General features: G+C 66.8%; 11 protein-coding genes and 1 pseudogene. 10 read left to right on the forward strand and 2 right to left on the reverse strand.

The window, feature by feature from the left end; all coding sequences use genetic code 11:
* The first annotated feature begins 44 nt into the window (after positions 1–44).
* The 4 genes from HT579_09455 to cphA (HT579_09470) all read left to right on the forward strand — a co-directional run bounded on the left by HT579_09455 (position 45) and on the right by cphA (HT579_09470) (position 7835).
* Positions 45–2369 (forward strand): ABC transporter ATP-binding protein, encoded by a 2325-nt coding sequence (locus HT579_09455; GenBank protein ID QKS29116.1) that lies wholly within the window; start codon positions 45–47, stop codon positions 2367–2369.
* The gene (locus HT579_09460) at positions 2366–2839 is read left to right on the forward strand and encodes a DUF1854 domain-containing protein (protein QKS29117.1); all 474 of its coding nucleotides are present in this window, start codon (positions 2366–2368) and stop codon (positions 2837–2839) included. The genes HT579_09455 and HT579_09460 overlap by 4 nt, the downstream gene beginning before the upstream one ends.
* Positions 2840–3002: 163 nt before the next feature.
* Positions 3003–5174, forward strand: a complete 2172-nt coding sequence (cphA, locus tag HT579_09465) for a cyanophycin synthetase (GenBank protein ID QKS29118.1) — start codon at positions 3003–3005, stop codon at positions 5172–5174.
* Positions 5175–5252: 78 nt separating this feature from the next.
* Complete coding sequence (gene cphA / locus HT579_09470; protein QKS29119.1) at positions 5253–7835, forward strand: cyanophycin synthetase; 2583 nt, start codon at positions 5253–5255, stop codon at positions 7833–7835.
* A 39-nt stretch (positions 7836–7874) separates the two neighbouring features.
* Here cphA (HT579_09470) and HT579_09475 read toward each other — a convergent pair whose 3' ends face one another.
* Positions 7875–9776 (reverse strand): DUF342 domain-containing protein, encoded by a 1902-nt coding sequence (locus tag HT579_09475; protein QKS29120.1) that lies wholly within the window; start codon positions 9774–9776, stop codon positions 7875–7877.
* Between the two features lie 366 nt (positions 9777–10142).
* Here HT579_09475 and HT579_09480 point away from each other — a divergent pair, with 366 nt between their 5' ends.
* The 6 genes and pseudogenes from HT579_09480 to HT579_09505 all read left to right on the forward strand — a co-directional run bounded on the left by HT579_09480 (position 10143) and on the right by HT579_09505 (position 16544).
* Positions 10143–10727 (forward strand): hypothetical protein, encoded by a 585-nt coding sequence (locus HT579_09480; protein ID QKS29121.1) that lies wholly within the window; start codon positions 10143–10145, stop codon positions 10725–10727.
* Positions 10728–10791: 64 nt separating this feature from the next.
* Positions 10792–12132: a pseudouridine synthase gene (locus HT579_09485; protein ID QKS29122.1), complete on the forward strand. Its 1341-nt coding sequence runs from the start codon at positions 10792–10794 to the stop codon at positions 12130–12132.
* A gap of 135 nt (positions 12133–12267) precedes the next feature.
* Positions 12268–13143, forward strand: coding sequence for an HDOD domain-containing protein (locus HT579_09490; protein QKS29123.1), 876 nt, complete (start codon positions 12268–12270; stop codon positions 13141–13143).
* A 36-nt stretch (positions 13144–13179) separates the two neighbouring features.
* Positions 13180–14523 carry a fused MFS/spermidine synthase gene (locus HT579_09495; GenBank protein QKS29124.1) on the forward strand — a complete coding sequence of 448 codons (1344 nt, stop codon included), beginning with the start codon at positions 13180–13182 and terminating at the stop codon, positions 14521–14523.
* 496 nt (positions 14524–15019) lie between these two features.
* A complete protein-coding gene (locus tag HT579_09500) occupies positions 15020–16276 on the forward strand; it encodes an integrase arm-type DNA-binding domain-containing protein (protein QKS29125.1) in 1257 nt (418 codons plus the stop codon).
* A gap of 91 nt (positions 16277–16367) precedes the next feature.
* Positions 16368–16544 (forward strand): annotated as a pseudogene (locus tag HT579_09505) (integrase).
* Between the two features lie 68 nt (positions 16545–16612).
* Here the strand turns inward: HT579_09505 and HT579_09510 are convergent.
* Entirely contained in the window at positions 16613–17893 is a 1281-nt protein-coding gene (locus tag HT579_09510) for a hypothetical protein (GenBank protein QKS29126.1), read from the reverse strand.
* Positions 17894–17895: the final 2 nt, after the last annotated feature.

The following is a 17895-nucleotide window of genomic DNA, read 5'->3' on the forward strand; positions in this document are numbered from 1 at the left end:
CGCCCTTGCCCGCTCCCGGGCTGAAAACAACGCCGGTTCTTGCCATGTCCGCAGCCAGTTCCCAGATTCTTGTCGACGCCACGTCGCCCGCTGGCCCGTCGGGGCCCGTTCTGCCAGCCGTCTGGTCGGAGCGCCTCGCGCCGCAGCTGACCGACGGCGAGCAGGTGCTGGCCTGGCTGGAGATCGATCTCGACGCCGCCTTGCGTTTTGCCCGCGGTCTGGTCGTCGTCAGCAGCGAGCGTCTGCTGGTCATGCCGGCCGGCGAGCGGGACTGGCAAGGCTGGGCCTACCGGCCGGGTCTGCTGCTGTCACGGCGCGACCATTCCGGCGTCGGGACACTGGAGTTGTGCGATGCCGCGCGGCAGATCGCGCACTGGCGTTACACGCTCGGCAGCGACGTCGCCGCCGGCCGGCTGGTCGACCGCTTCACGCGCCAGCTCAGCTTGCGGCTGACGGGCACGATGCCGCCGCCGGCGAGTGTCGCCCTCTGTCCGAAGTGCGAGACACCGCTCCTCGCCGGGCAGGAGGAGTGCCCCGCATGCAGCAGGGAGATCCACGAGCCGCCGTCGACCTGGACACTGCTCCGCCTCGGCCGCTTCGCCCGCCCGTACCGCAAGCAGCTGCTGGGCGGTTTCATCCTGTCGTTGCTGACCACGGCTGCAACGCTGGTCGCACCGTACCTGACCATGCCGCTGATGGACAAGGTCCTGATCCCCTACCAGAACGGACAGCCGATCGATCCCGGACTGGTGCTGCTCTATCTTTCGGGTTTGCTCGGATCGTCGCTGCTCGCCTGGGTTCTCGGCTGGGGACGCACCTACATCCTGGCGCTGGTCTCCGAACGCATCGGTTCCGACCTGCGTACGGCCACTTACGAGCACCTGCTGAAGTTGTCGCAGGAGTACTTCGGCGGCAAGCGCACCGGCGACCTGATGGCACGCATCGGCTCGGAGACCGACCGCATCAACATCTTCCTCTCGCTGCATCTGCTCGACTTCGCCACCGACGTGCTGATGATCGCTATGACGACGGTGATCCTGGTGTCGATCGACCCGTGGCTGGCGGCAGTGACGCTGCTGCCGCTGCCCGTGATCGCCTGGCTGATCCACGTCGTTCGCGAGCGGCTGCGCACGGGTTTCGAGCGCGTCGACCGCGTCTGGGCGGAAGTCACCAACGTCCTTGCCGACACGATTCCCGGCATCCGCGTGGTCAAGGCTTTCGCCCAGGAGGCGCGCGAGGCGGCGCGTTTCCGGGCCGCCAACGTCCGCAACCTGGATGTCAACGACCGCGTCAACCGCGTCTGGTCGGTGTTCTCACCAACCGTCACCCTGCTGACCGAATTCGGCCTGCTGATCGTCTGGGCGTTCGGCATCTGGCAGATTGCCGGCGACCAGATCACGGTCGGCGTGCTGACGGCCTTCCTCGCCTACATCAGCCGTTTCTACCTGCGCCTGGACTCGATGAGTCGCATCGTTTCGGTGACGCAAAAGGCTGCCGCGGGCGCCAAGCGAATCTTCGACATCCTCGATCATGTCTCGAGCGTTCCCGAGCCGACCCATCCGGTGCACCTGCCGCAGGTGTCCGGGCGCATCGAGCTGCGCAGCGTCGGCTTCCGCTACGGCACGCGCAGCGTCACCCGCGACATCAACATCGTCATCGAGCCCGGCGAGATGGTCGGTCTCGTCGGCCACAGTGGCTCCGGCAAGAGCACGCTGGTCAACCTCATCTGCCGTTTCTACGACGTCAGCGAGGGGGCGATCCTGATCGACGGCGTCGACATCCGCTCGCTGCCGGTCGCCGAGTACCGCCGGCACATCGGCCTGGTGCTGCAGGAGCCGTTCCTCTTCTTTGGCACGATTGCCGAGAACATCGCCTACGGCAAGCCCGAGGCGACGCACGCCGAGATCGTTGCCGCCGCCCGCGCCGCACACGCGCATGAGTTCATCCTGCGCCTGCAGCACGGTTACGACTCGCTCGTCGGCGAACGCGGGCAGGCGCTCTCCGGCGGCGAACGGCAGCGGATCTCGATCGCCCGTGCGCTGCTCATCGACCCGCGCATCCTGATCCTCGACGAGGCGACGTCGTCGGTCGACACGACGACCGAGAAGGAGATCCAGAAGGCGCTCGACAACCTGGTCCGGGGCCGGACGACGATCGCCATCGCGCACCGCCTGTCGACGCTGCGCGATGCGAACCGCCTGGTGGTGCTCGATCGCGGCAGCGTCGTCGAGGTTGGCAGCCATGACGAGCTGATGGCCTGCGAGGGGCACTATTACCGCCTCTATCAGGCGCAGGCGCGCAATGTCGATACCGAAGACGAACTGCGGCGACTCGAGCTTGACCGCCGGGACGAGGGAGATCGCGAATGAAGGTCCGCCCGGATTACCAACTGCGCCGCAATTCCTTCGGCCGGCTCGAGCTGACCGACGCCGATGGCGAAACCCATGATGGCGTGGTGCCGGTGCGTGCCTTTCCGATCACCGCCCCCGACGATGGCCTTGCCCTGGTCGATCCCTACGGCCACGAACTGGCCTGGATCGACCGCCTCGACACCCTGCCGGACGAGCTGCGGCAGTTGCTCGAGGACGAGCTGGCCGGGCGTGAATTCATGCCGGTGATCGAGCGCATCGTCGGCGTCGGCAGTTTTGCGACGCCGAGCACGTGGGAGGTGGACACCGATCGTGGCCGCACGAGCTTCGTCCTCAAGGGCGAGGAGGACATCCGCCGCCTGGCCTCTCCGGCTCTGCTGATCGCCGACAGTCACGGCATCCAGTTCCTGATCCGCGACCGCAATGCGCTCGACCAGCACAGCCGACGGATTCTCGACCGCTTCCTGTGAGCCGGCGGACGCCAGTTGCCGGCGCCATGGGTCAGCCGATTGCTGCGTGCCGCGTTAATGCGGCCGTGTGCGACGGATCGTACCGACGCGGCAGTCGGGCGCTCCTGCCTGCCGTTCCTTGCGCGCCAGAGCGCGCCAACCCTTCCCTCCGTGGGCCGAGGTCATGAAAAGCAAAGACATCAAGTTTCTGGAAATCCGCTACCTGCGCGGGCCGAACATCTGGACCTACCGCCCGGTGATCGAAGCGCTGGTCGACATCGGCGATCTGGAGGACTTTCCCTCCAACACGATCCCCGGCTTCACGGAGCGGCTGGCCGCCTTTCTGCCCTCGCTGGCCGAGCACCGCTGCAGCTACGGTGAGCCGGGCGGCTTCCTGCGGCGGCTGCAGGAAGGCACCTGGCCGGCCCACATCCTCGAGCACGTGACGCTCGAGCTGCAGAATCTGGCCGGCATGCCGGGCGGCTTCGGCAAGGCGCGGGAGACCTCGAGCCGCGGCGTGTACAAGGTGGTCGTCCGCGCCTGGCATGAGGAGGTGACGCGCAGTTGTCTCTACGCCGGCCGCGACCTGCTGCTGGCGGCGATCCGCGACGAAGCCTTCGATGTCGCCGGCACCGTCGAGCGCCTGGCCGATCTCGCCGAGCGCCGCCTGCTCGGCCCGAGCACCGGCTGCATTGTCGAGGCGGCAACCGCCAAGGACAGGCGCATACCCTTCATCCGCCTGTTGCCGACGGGCAACCTGGTGCAGCTCGGCTATGGCGCCCGCAGCCGGCGCATCTGGACGGCCGAGAGCGACCGGACGAGCGCCATTGCCGAGGGCATCTCGCGTGACAAGGACCTGGCGAAGACCCTGCTCGCGTCCTGTGGCGTGCCGGTCCCCGAAGGCCGTCTGGTGGAGGATGCCGGCGACGCCTGGGATGCCGCCGAGGACATCGGTCTGCCGGTGGTCGTCAAGCCGTCCGACGGCAACCACGCGCGCGGCGTGTTCACCAACCTGATGACGCGCGCGGAAGTCGAGTCGGCCTATGCGGCCGCCGTCGAGGAGGGCAGCGGAGTCATCGTCGAACGCTACGTGCGCGGCTCCGAGCATCGCCTGCTGGTGATCGGCGGCAAGCTTGCCGCCGCGGCACGTGGCGAGACGGCAACGGTGGTCGGCGACGGCCGCTCGACGATCGACCAACTGATCGACCTGCAGATCAACTCCGATCCACGGCGCGGCGCCGCCGAGGAGTTTCCGCTCGATGTCATCCTGCTCGCCGAGAACCCGGTTGCCCGCCTCGAGGTGGCGCGCCAGGGCTTCGCTCCCGACTCGGTGCCGGAGGCCGGGCGCGAAGTGCTGATCGTGCGCAGCGGCAACCATACCGACGACGTCACCGACCTCGTCCACCCCGAGACGGCGGCGACCGTCGCCCTCGCCGCAGGCATCGTCGGCCTCGACATCTGTGGCGTCGACCTCGTCTGCGAGGACATTTCGCGCCCGCTGGACGAGCAGCGTGGCGCCATCGTCGAGGTCAATGCCGGTCCCGGTCTGCTGATGCATCTCAAGCCGGCGAATGGCCAGCCGCGCCCGGTTGGGCGGGCCATCGTCGACGAACTGTTTCCCGACGGCGACGACGGTCGCATCCCCGTCGTCGGTATCAGCGGCAGCCGCGGCAAGACCACCGTTGCCCGCCTGCTCGCCAGCATCGTCGGCCTCAGCGGCAGGAACACCGGGCTGGCGTGCAGCAGTGGCCTGTTCGTCGGCCGTCGCCGCATCGATGCCGGCGATTCCGCCAACTGGGGCTCGGCCAACCGCATCCTGATGAACCGGACCGTGGAAACCGCCATTGTCGAGAACGGCTGTGACAGCATCCTCACCGAAGGCCTCGCCTACGATCGCTGCCAGATCGGCATCCTCACCAACGTCGAGGCCGAGCGGCACTTCGGGCTTCACGACCTGAGCACCGCCGAGCAGCTATTCACCGTCTTCCGCACGCAGGTGGACGTCGTCCTGCCGGGCGGGGCGGCGGTTCTCAACGCCAGCCAGCCGATGCTCGTCGATATGGCGCCTCTGTGTGACGGGGAAGTGATCTTCTTTGCCGCCGACGGCGAGCTGCCGGCCGTCGTCGATCATCGAGGGCGGGGCGGCAGGGCGGTGTTCGTGCGCGATGGCGAGGTGGTTTTCGGCAGCCGTGAGCGCGATACGGTGATCACCAGCCTGCGGGCGATTCCGTTTACCGATGGTGGGCGCATCGCGGCGCAGGTGGACAACGCCCTGGCGGCTGCGGCTGCTGCCTGGGCTCTCGGCATCGGTCCCGAGATCGTCCGCACCGCTCTCGAGACTGCGGCCAATGATTGAGCAACGGCTGTAGCAGGGCAGGAGGCCGCCACGCCGCGACGGCGGCTTTGACAGGCATATTCTCGAAGGGAATCATTCATGGAAGTCTCGCGTCTCCGCGCCCTGCGCGGTCCCAACCTGTGGAGCCGGCACACGGCGATCGAGGCGGTCGTTCATTGCGCCGAAAGCGAGCGCGACATCGACGACATGCCGGCTTTCGAGAACCGCCTGCGCGAGCGCTTTCCCGAGCTGGACATGCTGCGGCCGCTGGGGCATGACGAGGCGGTATCGATGGCGCAGGCGCTCGAGTTTGCCGCCCTCGGCCTGCAGGCGCAGGCGGGCTGCCCGGTCACCTTCAGCCGGACGGCCGAGACCGTCGAACTCGGCACCTACCGGGTCGTCGTCGAGTACAGTGAGGAAGCCGTTGGCCGCCTGGCCTTCGAGCTGGCCGAGGAACTCTGCCGCGCCGCCGTCGATGACCGTCCCTTCGCGCTCGACACCGCGTTGGAGCGGCTGCGCGAACTCGACGAGGACGTGCGGTTGGGACCGAGCACCGGCGCCATCGTCTACGCGGCCGCAGCACGCAACATACCCTACCGCCGGCTCACCGACGGCAGCATGGTGCAGTTCGGCTGGGGCAGCCGGCAGCGCCGGATTCAGGCGGCGGAAACCGACCTGACCAGTGCCGTTGCCGAATCGATTGCCCAGGACAAGGAGCTGAGCAAGGTCCTTTTGCATGCCGCCGGCGTGCCGGTACCCGTTGGCCGACCGGTTCTCAGCGCCGAGGATGCCTGGGCTGCCGCCTGCGAGATCGGCGGGCCGGTCGTCGTCAAGCCGCAGGATGGCAACCAGGGCAAGGGCGTGGCGGTCAACCTGACGCGCCGCGACGAGATCGAGGCTGCCTACGAGATTGCCTGCGGGATCAGCGAGGAAGTGCTCGTCGAGCGCTTCCTTCCAGGCCACGACTACCGCCTGCTGGTGGTCGGCGACAGGATGGTCGCCGCTGCCCGACGCGATCCGCCGCTGGTCATCGGCGACGGCGTGCACACTGTGCGGCAGTTGGTCGACCGGGTCAACAGCGATCCGCGTCGCAGCGATGGCCACGCGACGTCCCTGACGCGAATCCGTCTCGACGATCTGGCGATCGCCCGCCTGACAAAGGCTGGGTTGACTCCCGAATCGGTGCCACCGCGTGGCAAGCGGGTCGTCCTGCGCAACAACGCCAACCTGTCCACCGGTGGCACGGCAACCGACGTCACGGACGACGTGCACCCCGAGTTTGCCGCGCAGGCGGTCGCCGCGGCACAGACCATCGGCCTCGACATTGCCGGCGTCGACGTCGTCTGCGACAGCGTGCTGCGGCCGCTCGAGGAGCAGGGCGGCGGCATCGTCGAAGTCAACGCGGCGCCCGGCCTGCGCATGCACCTGCAGCCATCCTTCGGCAAGGGACGTCCGGTCGGTGAGGCGATCATCGCCAACATGTTCGCGCCCGGTGAAGACGGGCGCATTCCCGTGGTCGCAGTCGCCGGCACCAACGGCAAGACGACCACCGTCCGCCTGATCGCCCACATCCTCGCGCAGCAGGGTCTGCGCATCGGCATGACGACGACCGACGGCGTCTACGTCGAGGGGCGGCGGATCGATACCGGCGACTGCTCTGGTCCGAAGAGCGCACGCAACGTGCTCTTCCATCCGCGCGTCGATGCGGCAGTGCTCGAAACCGCCCGTGGCGGTGTGCTGCGCGAGGGCCTCGGCTTCGATCGCTGCGACGTGGCGGTCGTCACGAACATCGGCCTGGGCGATCACCTCGGGCTTGCCTACATCAGCAGCGTCGAGGAACTGTCGGTCGTCAAGCGGGTGATCGTGCAGAACGTCAGACCGGGGCGCGGGGTCGCGGTACTCAACGCTGCCGACCCGCTGGTGGCGCGAATGGCCGACGCATGCCCGGGCAACGTGAGCTTCTTCGCCACCGAACGCAATCATCCGGTCATGGCGATGCACCGCGCACAGCGCAAGCGCGTGGTCTACCGTGACGGTGCTTCACTGGTTGCCTCGGGTGGCGGCCTGGAACATCGCATCGCGCTGGCTGGAATTCCGCTGACGCGGGACGGCGCCATCGGCTTCCAGGTGCAGAACGCGATGGCGGCAATCGCCGCTGCCTGGGGGCTGGGCCTCGACTGGCAGACGATCGAGCGTGGCCTGGCGAGCTTCGTCAGCGATGTGCAGACGGCGCCTGGCCGCTTCAACGTCTTCGACTATCGCGGGGCGAAGCTGATCGCCGACTACGGGCACAATCCGGATGCCATCCAGGCCCTCGTCGATGCCGTCGAGAACATGCCGTCAGCGCCGGGCAGCAAGCGTTCCGTCGTCATCAGCGGCGCCGGTGACCGGCGCGACGACGACATTCGCCAGCAGACGGAGATTCTCGGCGGAGCCTTCGATCGCGTCATTCTTTATCAGGATCAGTGCCAGCGCGGGCGTGCCGACGGTGAAGTGCTGGCGCTCCTGCGGGACGGACTGCAGCACGCGATGCGAACGAAGGAGATCCGGGAGATTCATGGCGAGTTCCTGGCGATCGACAGCGCGCTGGCCGAGCTGGCCGCCGGTGATCTGTGCCTGATCCTGATCGACCAGATCGAAGAAGCACTCGAGCACATCGATCGCCGACTGCGCGAAGGCTGACAGCGGCGCGCTGCGCCGGCGGCAGAGGCACGCAGCGCGTCAGGCGGGTCGGCTGCGGTAGCTCCACGAGAACTGGCCAGCGTCGCCGGCGAACAGCAGCCGGGTGGCGGCATCGGTGCGGCGCATGCGCGCTTTCAGCTCCTTCGGCGGCAGCGCGTGCAGTGGCAGCTCGGCGGGTCGTGGCAGCAGCGCACTGACCCGCGTTTCTCCCTCGACCCGGGCAATGTCGCAGTTGACCTTGCTGCACGCCTCTTCCCGGGCGGCCAGAACGGCATCGATCTGTTGGCCGAATGCCGCCGACTCCGCCGCCAGTTCCTTCACCAGTTCGGACAACTGCGACAGCGAGCGCAGGGTTGGCGCGACGAGCGCCGACAGCCTGCGCCAGCCGACCTGCTGGTCGGCACGCAGCGTCGCTTCGTGATTGCGCAGCCGCTGCGCGAGCGCCAGGTAGCTGGCGACCTCCTTGTCGCTGCGCAAGACGTCGATGCGGGCGCGGTGGGTGGCGATCGCCTTCTCGGTCGCCACCCGCTTGCCACGCAGGGCACTCACCCTGGCGTCGTAGGCGCTGAGGTCGGGCAGCAGCAGCAGCAGCACGGTGTCGAGTTCCCGTCGCGCCCGCGTGCTGCCAAGGCGGGTCGTCCGTGTCGCCAGCGCGCAGGCCTCGGCGACCTCGATCGTCAGTTCTTCGGCGACGATGTTGCAGTTCGTGGCTTGGTCGACGACCACCTGGCGAGCAACGAGGACACAGTTGTCCGCCCGCTTGACGGTGATGCAGCCCGCGAGAGCGGTCAGGGTGGCGCCGGAAGCCATTCCGTCGACGATGATGTCGCCTTCCTCGTTGCTCGCGCTGCCGCCGACGAGGTTGCGCTTGAGTCGCACGACGCCGCCGGTGGAGACGATCCTGCCGTAAACGTCGGCGTAGGCGGTGATGCTGCGACACTGGACGACGCGCTTCTCCTGGATCTCTCCGTGTTGCTCGTACTCCTCACCGGTCAGCAGCAGGTCGCCGGTGGTTCGGACGCTGACGCCTTCATGGCTGACGATCTTGTCCGTCACCGAAAACTGGTTGCTCTGGCGGTCAATGCTGAGGAAGCCGCAGACCGTCGCCAGCAGGTACTCGACACCGTCCTCGCGGCTGGTGCGGGTGCCGGGGCCGGCCAGGCTCGCGAGGTCGAAGTCCTTCGGCAGCGGTGCCGGCACTGCCTGGCCGCCAAGGGTCCACCCATCGACGCCCGGAGTGCGCGGGTTCTTCCGCACCAGGCGCAGGCCGGCGGCGACCTGCGGGTAGCGCGTCTCGAACTGGCGCAGATCGACACGGTCTCCGAGCAGGCGGCGGGGCGCGTTGTTGCGATGCAGTCCAGGCGCCAGTTCGCACACCTCGGCGTCCTTGCCGGGTACGAAGGGCAGGGTGCGGGCGATGACCCGGCGCTCGACCCTGTCGACCTCGAATCCTGCGCACACCGCGGCGACGTCGATTCCGAAACGCACCCCTTGCGCCCAGGCGCTGGCGATGAACTCGTCGATGTCGAGCCGCACGCGGGTCTCCGCTGCCAGTTCACCGTCGGCCGCCTCGAGGTAGAGTGGCTCGAAGAGGTACGTAGCCTCATCACCGTCGATCAGGAATTCCTTGTACAGCGCCTGGCGCTCGGGTCGGAAAAAGGTGATGTCGGCAGCCAGCGGCACCTCCTCCGCTGCGCCATCGCCACCACCTGCGGCGCTACCGTAGAGCAGCGCGATGAAGCGCGCGTAGTCCAGCCCGCGGAAATAGAGGCCGGTGTTGAAGACGCGATTGACGAAGTCGGCAAAGTCCGTTGCCGATTCGAGTCGCGCCGGCTGCACATGAAGCCCGTCCGCGCGCTGGACGATGAAGCGCGAGAGCGCGATCTGTCCTGCTTCCAGGTCGGCGAGGTTACCGATGGCACTTTCCGGATGTTGTGGCATGCTCGCAGTCAGATCCCGGTGAGTTCGCTGCGCCGCAACGCCGGCGCCGCCTCCTCTCGGCAAGTTTCCGGCCGGCGCCGCGTTCCTGCACGCCGCCCGTCAGTGCCGAAGGCTGTGCAGGACAGGATTGGTTGGCTCCATGTTGTCTGCACCATCGTCGCTAGCGTACCAGAAACAGGCTGTGACGACACATGCCATCCGCTTGCAACGCTGTTTGCGCACAGCAGACTCGGCAATCACGCCTGGCGAAGTGTGTCAGCCGTTGCCGGCGGCCTGCGTTATGAATCCTGTCGAGCGTGCACCGGGCAGTGTCGGTGCGGGCAAAAGCGTATCGCCACCCGTGTCACCAATACCATGCCGCCATTCATGCCCCGCCATCGTTACGCGCCGCTGCTTGCAACCCTGCCGCTCTGCGCCTGTGTCAGCCTGCCGCCGGAAGGGCCGGCGGTCATGGCCCTGCCGGGATCGGGGCGGACTTTCGAACAGTTCCGCTTCGACGACCAGGTCTGCCGGGCCTACGCCGGGCGCTCGATCGGCCCGCAGACGCCTGCAGGCGCGGTGGTCGATTCGGCGGCCACCAGCGCCGTCCTGGGAACCGCAATCGGCGCCGCGGTGGGTGCGGCAGTCGATGGCTCCAGCGGCGCTGCGGTTGGTGCCGGGTTCGGCCTCCTGGCCGGCAGCGTCAGCGGTGCCGCGGCCGGAAATGCCTCGGGTTACGCCCTGCAGCAGCGTTACGACCAGAGTTACGTGCAGTGCATGTACGGGCGTGGCCACAAGGTGCCGGTCATCGGCGGCTACCCTCTGCGAAGCGGCGATGGCGCTGCGGCGGCAGGGGTGGCGCTGCCGCCGCCACCGCCCCCACCGCATGGGGTGCCACCACCACCACCGCCGCTGCCGCCGGCGGTGCCGCCACCGCCGCTTGGGGCGCCACCGCCACCACCGGCACGGTGAACGCGCAAGACGCTGGTCGACTTCTGGCGTAAACTGGGCACTCGTTGCCACGAAAGCCCCAGCCATGTCGCGCCCGACCCTCAAACTGCCCGCAAAGACTGCCGCCGATGCCGCTGCCGGCGAACGGAGCGGCCGCCCCCGCCGCCCGATCCGTGGCCAACCGGCGGCGACCAAGCATGTCGGCCGGCGCCGTACCGAGGACGATGCCCCGGTTGCGGCAGCCGGCAAGCCGCCACGGCAGGAGCGATCCGCGGTCGCGGCGCCGGCGCGGCCGGCGGTGGCGAACGACGGTCGCCCGGATGCCGGTCTCGAGCGAGCGGTTGCCGGTGACGAGCGTGGCTCACGCCTCCTGCCGGCAGGCACCGGACGGGGCTCCGGTGCGCCGCGGCAGAAAGGGCGCGACGCTCGCGCGACGACCGACGGTGCGGCAGGCGTTGACGCGGCAGGCGGCGTACGTCCGGCCGCACGGCAGCCCGGTACGCCGAAGAAGCAGCATCCGGCACGCGGCGTCGCACGCAGCACTGGTGCCCGCGCCTGCCCGCCGGTGCGGGTCGCCGATGGTGTGGCGGTTCTCGGCAGTGGCGTTGCTGAAGCTGGGCCGAGGTTGCCAGAGCTTGCCGCCGAACCGCCGGCGAACCCGCCCGCGGCCGCCTCGGGCAGACCCGGTATGGCGAAAGAGCCGCCACGGCTGTCCAGACTGGTCAGCGAACTGGCGGCGTGTTCGCGCCGCGAGGCCGACGAGTGGATCGAGAACGGCTGGGTCAGCGTCGATGGCGTCGTCATCAACCGTCTCGGCGCGCGCGTCAACCCGAAGGCGAGGATAGAAATCAGGGATGCGACGAGCAAGCACCGCAGCGAGAGCGTCACCATCCTGTTCCACAAGCCTCCTCCTGCCGCCGATGTGGCGGAGGCCACGGGGCGCGAGAATCCGGCGGCCCGCATTCGTGCCGACAACCGATGGACCGAAGATGGCTCCGCGAAGCGTTTCGTGCTCGCTCACCTGCGCGGATTGGCGCCCGCGGGTGCGCTCGATGCGGCTGCTGGCGGGATGCTGGTGTTCACCCAGGAGGGCAGTGTGGCGCGACGGCTGGCGGGTGGCGACGCTCGTCTGGAGAAGGAGTACCACGTCCTGGTCGATGGTGTTCTGGCAGCCGATGGGCTGGCGCGACTGCGGCACGGACCGGTTCTGGACGGTATCCGGCTGCCGCCGGCCGACGTCTCTTGGCTCGGCGAGCAGCGTCTGCGCATCGTTCTGCGCCAGAGCCTGAAACAGCAGATTCCGCGCATGTGCGCGCTGGAGGGCTTGCACGTGCGCGAGTTCCGTTGCGTGCGCATCGGCAGCGTGTCGCTCGGCAGGCTGCCGCAAGGCGAGTGGCGCTACCTGCGCGCCGACGAGCGGTTCTGAGCGGTCCGCCGACGATTCCCGGCGCCGCCGCGCTTGCGAGCCGCGGCGGCTGCGGCTACCATCCGGGCGATCGTGCCGTCTCCCGGTCGGCCCCACCGCTTCGCAGCAGGTCCTCAGGACTTGGAGTCAGTAAGCATGCTCGACAAGCGCCCACCCCGTGACCTCGCAGCCTGGCTGAGCCAGATCACCAGCGAGGAGATTCCGGTCCTGCGGCAGACGGTTCGCCGTCTTGACGAGGCGCGACAGAACATCGACCGCGTCGGCGGTCGTCAGATCACCGACATCGTACTGCAGGATCCGCTGCTGGCAGTGCGTGTCCTCGCGTACATCCAGTCGGTGGGTAGCCGGCGCTTGCGCGGCGACATCACGAACATTGCCGGTGCGGTGATGATGCTCGGCGTCGAGCCGTTCTTTCGCGCCTTCGACCGCCCGCAGACGCTCGAGGGCAGGCTCGGGCCGCAGCCGGCCGCACTGCTCGGCGTACTGCAGGTTGTCCTGAGGACGCAGCGTGCGGCACGCTACGCGCACGAATGGGCCTTCGCACGCCACGACATGAATGTCGAGGAGGTCGCCCTCGCCGCACTGCTGCACGATACGGCGGAAATCCTCGTCTGGTGCACGGCACCGGAGCTGGCGCTGGAGATGCGCCAGCGCCAGCATGCCGACCGCAGCCTGCGCAGCGGCGTGGTGCAGCAGGCAGTCCTGGGTTTTCCGCTGGCCGAACTGCAATTGGCCCTCTGTCATGCCTGGCACCTGCCGGAGTTGTTGGTCACCATGATGGATGACGGCAACGCGCAGTTGCCGCGCGTACGCAACGTCAAGCTGGCGGTTGATCTTGCCCGCCACACTGCCGACGGCTGGACCGACCCGGCGATCACCGATGACCTGAGCGCAGTGCAGGGCCTGCTGCACATCAACCGCGAGACGCTGCTCGATCGCCTGCAGGTACCGCCGGAGCTGGTGCCGCGCTTCCTCGAAGACGACCGCGGGCGAAGCGGGGCGGGTCTCTAGTTGGCGACGACCGTCGGGCAACGGCCCGAGTTGCCGATGGCCCGCTTCCTGCTGTTTGCCGTTGTCTTCATCGAGGGCTTCTGCTCGCTCGGCGCCGAGGTCATCGCCTTGCGCCAGATCATTCCGCACATGGGCAGTTCGATCGTCGTCACGGCGCCGACGATCGGCTTCTTCCTGCTGGCGCTGGCGCTCGGGTACCACGCCGGCGCCAGGGTGGCCGCGGATTACGTCGCGGTCGTCGCTAGGAACTTCCTGCTTGCCGCGCTGCTGATCGGCGTCGGGCTGTCGGGCGTTGGCGTCGATCTCGTCTTCACGGCGATCAACCCGCCGGAGATCGCCTATCTTTTGCTGATCGGCTGCGTGCTCTGTCCGGTTGCCTGGCTGCTCGGGCAGACCGTGCCGATCCTGAGCAACCTGTTGCAGCACGAGCGGGTTGGCGAGGCCAGTGGCGAGGCGCTGTACTACTCGACACTCGGCTCTTTTCTCGGCTCGCTCTCGCTATCGCTGCTGCTGATGCAATGGCTCGGCGTCTCGGCTGCGGTCGGATTCTGCGCGCTGCTGCTGCTCGCCGGCCACGCGCTGCTGCGCCCACGCGCCTGGTCGGCTGCGCTCGTCGCGGTGGCAGTCGCTGTCGCGACGGTGACCGCCAATGCCTGGCTGCGGCCGCAGATCGAGACCGCCTACGCCAGCTATCTGGTGGAACCGGCCGCCTACGAGGGCGCCATCAACGGCCGAGCGATGCGCAACAACAACTCTTTCGCTTCGCTCATCGACGAATCCGACCCGCCACGCTACGCGCGCTACATCAGGCACATTCGCGGCATGCTCCTCGATGAGCTGCAGTTTCGCGGGCGCCACATCCTGGTCCTCGGCGCCGGCGGCTTCACCGTCTCGCACCGCGAGCCGGAGAACCACTACACCTACGTCGATATTGACCCGGCGGTGCGCGGGATTGCCGAGAAGCACTTCCTGCACGAGACGGCGAGCGGCGATTTCGTCGCCGACGACGCCCGCCGTTTCGTCATCCGCAGCGAGCAACGCTTCGCCGCCGTCCTCGTCGACGTCTACGGCGCCCACTCGTCGATTCCGGGGCATCTGGTGACACGCGAGTTCTGGCAGGCAACGCGCCGCGTACTCGACCGGCAGGGCCTGCTGATTGCCAACCTGATTCTCGACAGCGCGCTCGCCACCCCCTATTCGCGCAACCTCCTGGCAACGATCGAGAGCGTCTACGGCCGCTGCGCGGTCGAAGTGCTGCAGAAGCGGCAGGTGCTGGCCAATGTCATCGTCACCTGTCGCAATGGTGAGCAGCCGGAAGCGGCGCGCCTGTTTACCGATGAGCACAACCGCGCCGACTTCGATCAGGCGCGGTCCCGCTGAGCCGCGTTGGCAGAAAGGCATTGGCCGCAGGCCGGCCGTTCCTTGCCGGCGCCGGCAACAGCGGGCTCGGGCGACGAGCTCAACCTTTCCTGTCGCTACCAGCCTTGCACATCGACCCCTTGGTCATCAGCGTCGATGTCGGCGCGTTCAGGCTTGCCATGCGGGGCCTCATCGCACTGGCCCATGGTGGTGGGTCATGAGGATCAGTGCAGGGCTCCGCAGGCGTACAGAACGAGCCCGACAGAAAAGGCCATCGCCGGCGCGGAGGCCGACCGTGGGCAGGGGCCGCTGCTCCATGATGCCGGAAAACAATCGGTTACTGTACTGTCTGGCGGAAGCGGTGTCCGCCTGTTAGCAGTCCAGAATGATCCCATGAAGTACGCAAAATGCGATACATAACAATAACCTACAGAATGGACGCGTCCAGGATAGTCCTGTACAATCCCGCCAAATCCAGCTACATTTTGATAGTCGTTTTGATAGTGGGACGGATGGTATGGCACGCCAACAGCAACGACTTTCTGCACTGCAGGTCAGCAAGCTCACCAAGCCTGGGCTGTATGGCGACGGTGGCGGTTTGACGCTCCAGATCACCGCCACGGGCGCCAAGTCGTGGCTGTTTCGCTACATGGTGGCCGGCAAGCCGTACGGAATGGGGCTGGGACCGACGCATACCGTGAGTCTGGCTGAGGCGCGGCAGAAAGCGGCGGACGCACGGAAGCTGCTTGTCGACGGCATCAATCCTTTGGTCGCCAAGAAGCAGAAGAAGATCGCCGACGCGCTGGCCGCCGCCAAGATGATGACTTTCGATCAGTGTGCCGAGGCGTATATCCAGACGCACAAGGCGGGCTGGAAGAACGCGAAGCACGCGGACCAGTGGACCAACACCCTCAAGACGTACGCCAGCCCGGTGCTGGGCCATCTGCCGGTAGCCGATGTCGACACGGGTCTGGTCGTGAAGTGCCTGGCAGCCATCTGGGAGAGCAAAACCGAAACGGCCAGCCGCCTGCGCGGCCGTATCGAGTCCGTGCTGGACTGGGCGACCACCAGTGGTTACCGCAGCGGCGAAAATCCTGCCCGCTGGAAAGGGCATCTGGAGAACCTGCTGGCCACCATCAGCAGGTCCAGTCGGACGCGCAACCATCCGTCGCTGCCGTGGCAGCGCATCGCTGCCTTCATGGCCGTTCTGCGCGCACGAGAGGGGGTGTCGGCGCGAGCGGTGGAGTTCTGCATTCTGACGGCGTGCCGCTCGGGAGAGGTTCGCGGGGCGCGATGGGCCGAGTTCGATCTCGCGGGCAAGGTGTGGACGATACCCGCCGAGCGCATGAAGGCGCGGCGCGAGCATGAGGTTCCTTTGAGCGATGCCGCGTTGGCGTTGCTGGAGTCGATGCCAAGGGATGGCGAGACCGTCTTTGCCGGCATGAAGGGGCAACCGCTGTCGGATATGTCGCTGACTGCCGTGATCCGTCGCATGAACGGCGATGACAAGCCGGTGTGGGTGGATGCCAACGGCGACGGTGTGACCGTGCACGGTTTCCGCAGCACCTTTCGGATGTGGGCGGCGGAGACGACGAACTATCCGCGCGAAGTCGCCGAGCACGCGCTGGCGCACCAGTTGCCGGATGCCGTCGAGCGTGCGTATCAGAGAGGTTCGCAGTTCACCAAGCGTGCTGCGCTGATGGCGGATTGGGCCGCGTGCTGCATGACGGTGATGCCTGATGCGGTCGTCAAGCCGATTCGTGCCATCGCGTGAGCGATCGTTCTTACCAGTGATACGACGGGCAACGGGCAGCCAGTCGCGCAGAGGGCTGTTGTTCCTTCACCTCGGAGAACTGCGCAGTGGCAAACCGAACGTCATCCAGCATCAGCTCGCGCATCAGGTTCCTGATGCCCTTGGCACCGCCTACAACCGGACCAAGTTCCTGAAAGAGCGCCAGGCCATGATGCAGCAATGGGCGGACTACCTCGGCAAGCTGAAGGTAGGGGCCGAGGTGATTCCGTTGAACGGGAAAGCGGGTTGATCGCTTCCTGCGCTTGGGCTGACCAAGTTGGTGCCGGCGGGACGGCGCTCAGGGGCTTCGGGCCTTGCTCATTCTGTGCCTTTCTTCCCGTCACGCTCGCCCACGGCCCTGAATTCATCGTATGCCGTATCCCAATTGACCTTCGGAAACGCAACTTTGACTGACTCAAGAAAGTCTTTGCGGTTCAAGGTCTCGAATGTCACATCCTTGAAGCGCTCGTTCAGTTTCATTTCTTGGATGAGTGATTCGGCGCTGGGAAAAACAAGGTCAAGCTCCTCTTTGAGCCAGTATCGGGCATCGTCATCCGATGGTTTGCCGCTGAGCAATTGACCAAGCAAGGCGTCCGGTGGGGTTTCGATCACGCGCGGCAGGTAGTAGGCGATGATCTGCTCGCGCGATTCGTCCAGATGCTTCTGCAATTCTGCCGCTACGTCAGCCTGGTGTTTCTTCAACTTCTCGCGGAACGTGGTCAGTCGTTCGATCAAATGAGATTTGGCCGCCTTCAGCACCACTCGTCCATGATCCTTGCCCAGCGACGGCGTGAAGTTCTTGCGAATATCGTTGAGCGCGTCTTCGAGTGGTTTGGACGAAAGTTTGCTGCCCTTTTCGATCAGTTCGAAGGTCGTGCGCAACCTGTTTTCCAGATCCTTACTGCTCCCCAGCTTCTGGATGCTGGGTGGAATCGCCAGTCGATGGCGCTGAATGGCGGCACCGGTGAGGCTTAATTCCACATATTGTAGATACGGCTCGAATACCCGAACCTGCCGCGCAAGATCGAAGCGGACCGGCGGAGCTTCTTTCAGGTTGATACCGACCTTGGCGAATTGGTCATCCGTTACCTGCGCCGACCCTACGTCCAACGGCAAGGCTTCGATGCGCAGCTTCTCTTCGGGAGTTTTCGCTTGCGCTACGGCAATCGCCTTGGCGGCTGGTGAGAGACGAGCCAAAGCTTCGGCCATCTGCTCGCCAGACATGCGTATGGCGTTGGGTGCCACACTACCGGTGGGTTCAGCTTCGAGATACAGGGCGGTCGGGGTGAAAACAAAGCCAGTGTCGTCAACGATCACCAGCGCAGTGCGTAGGCCGGGGGCGCTGCGGACGCTGACGCCGGCATCGCGCAGCAGTTTGACTGCGCTAATCTCCCCATAGCCCATGCGCATCACGCGCTCGTCGAAATCCAGGCAAACGGTGAGCATTTCCGACCCCAATCGGCCACCCGTCTCGACCATCGCCAGTGCCTCGTCAGACTGAATGCCCGGCGCGGCGTAGCAAACTGACTGTCGGGCAGCGCGAATCAGTTCAGCGATACGTTGTGAAGAAAGCGAACAGAACAGCGCATCTGTACTCATGG

The sequence above is a fragment of the Candidatus Accumulibacter similis genome (assembly GCA_013347225.1).
GTDB lineage: Bacteria > Pseudomonadota > Gammaproteobacteria > Burkholderiales > Rhodocyclaceae > Accumulibacter > Accumulibacter similis.

What these genes read in the sequence shown, in the direction of transcription:
- HT579_09490 (QKS29123.1), top strand. Translation starts at nt 12,268, where the DNA reads ATGCTCGACAAGCGCCCACCCCGTGACCTCGCAGCCTGGCTGAGCCAG.
- HT579_09475 (QKS29120.1), bottom strand. Translation starts at nt 9,776, where the DNA reads ATGCCACAACATCCGGAAAGTGCCATCGGTAACCTCGCCGACCTGGAA.
- cphA (QKS29118.1), top strand. Translation starts at nt 3,003, where the DNA reads ATGAAAAGCAAAGACATCAAGTTTCTGGAAATCCGCTACCTGCGCGGG.
- HT579_09500 (QKS29125.1), top strand. Translation starts at nt 15,020, where the DNA reads ATGGCACGCCAACAGCAACGACTTTCTGCACTGCAGGTCAGCAAGCTC.
- HT579_09455 (QKS29116.1), top strand. Translation starts at nt 45, where the DNA reads ATGTCCGCAGCCAGTTCCCAGATTCTTGTCGACGCCACGTCGCCCGCT.
- HT579_09485 (QKS29122.1), top strand. Translation starts at nt 10,792, where the DNA reads ATGTCGCGCCCGACCCTCAAACTGCCCGCAAAGACTGCCGCCGATGCC.
- HT579_09510 (QKS29126.1), bottom strand. Translation starts at nt 17,893, where the DNA reads ATGAGTACAGATGCGCTGTTCTGTTCGCTTTCTTCACAACGTATCGCT.
- HT579_09495 (QKS29124.1), top strand. Translation starts at nt 13,180, where the DNA reads ATGGCCCGCTTCCTGCTGTTTGCCGTTGTCTTCATCGAGGGCTTCTGC.
- HT579_09480 (QKS29121.1), top strand. Translation starts at nt 10,143, where the DNA reads ATGCCCCGCCATCGTTACGCGCCGCTGCTTGCAACCCTGCCGCTCTGC.
- cphA (QKS29119.1), top strand. Translation starts at nt 5,253, where the DNA reads ATGGAAGTCTCGCGTCTCCGCGCCCTGCGCGGTCCCAACCTGTGGAGC.
- HT579_09460 (QKS29117.1), top strand. Translation starts at nt 2,366, where the DNA reads ATGAAGGTCCGCCCGGATTACCAACTGCGCCGCAATTCCTTCGGCCGG.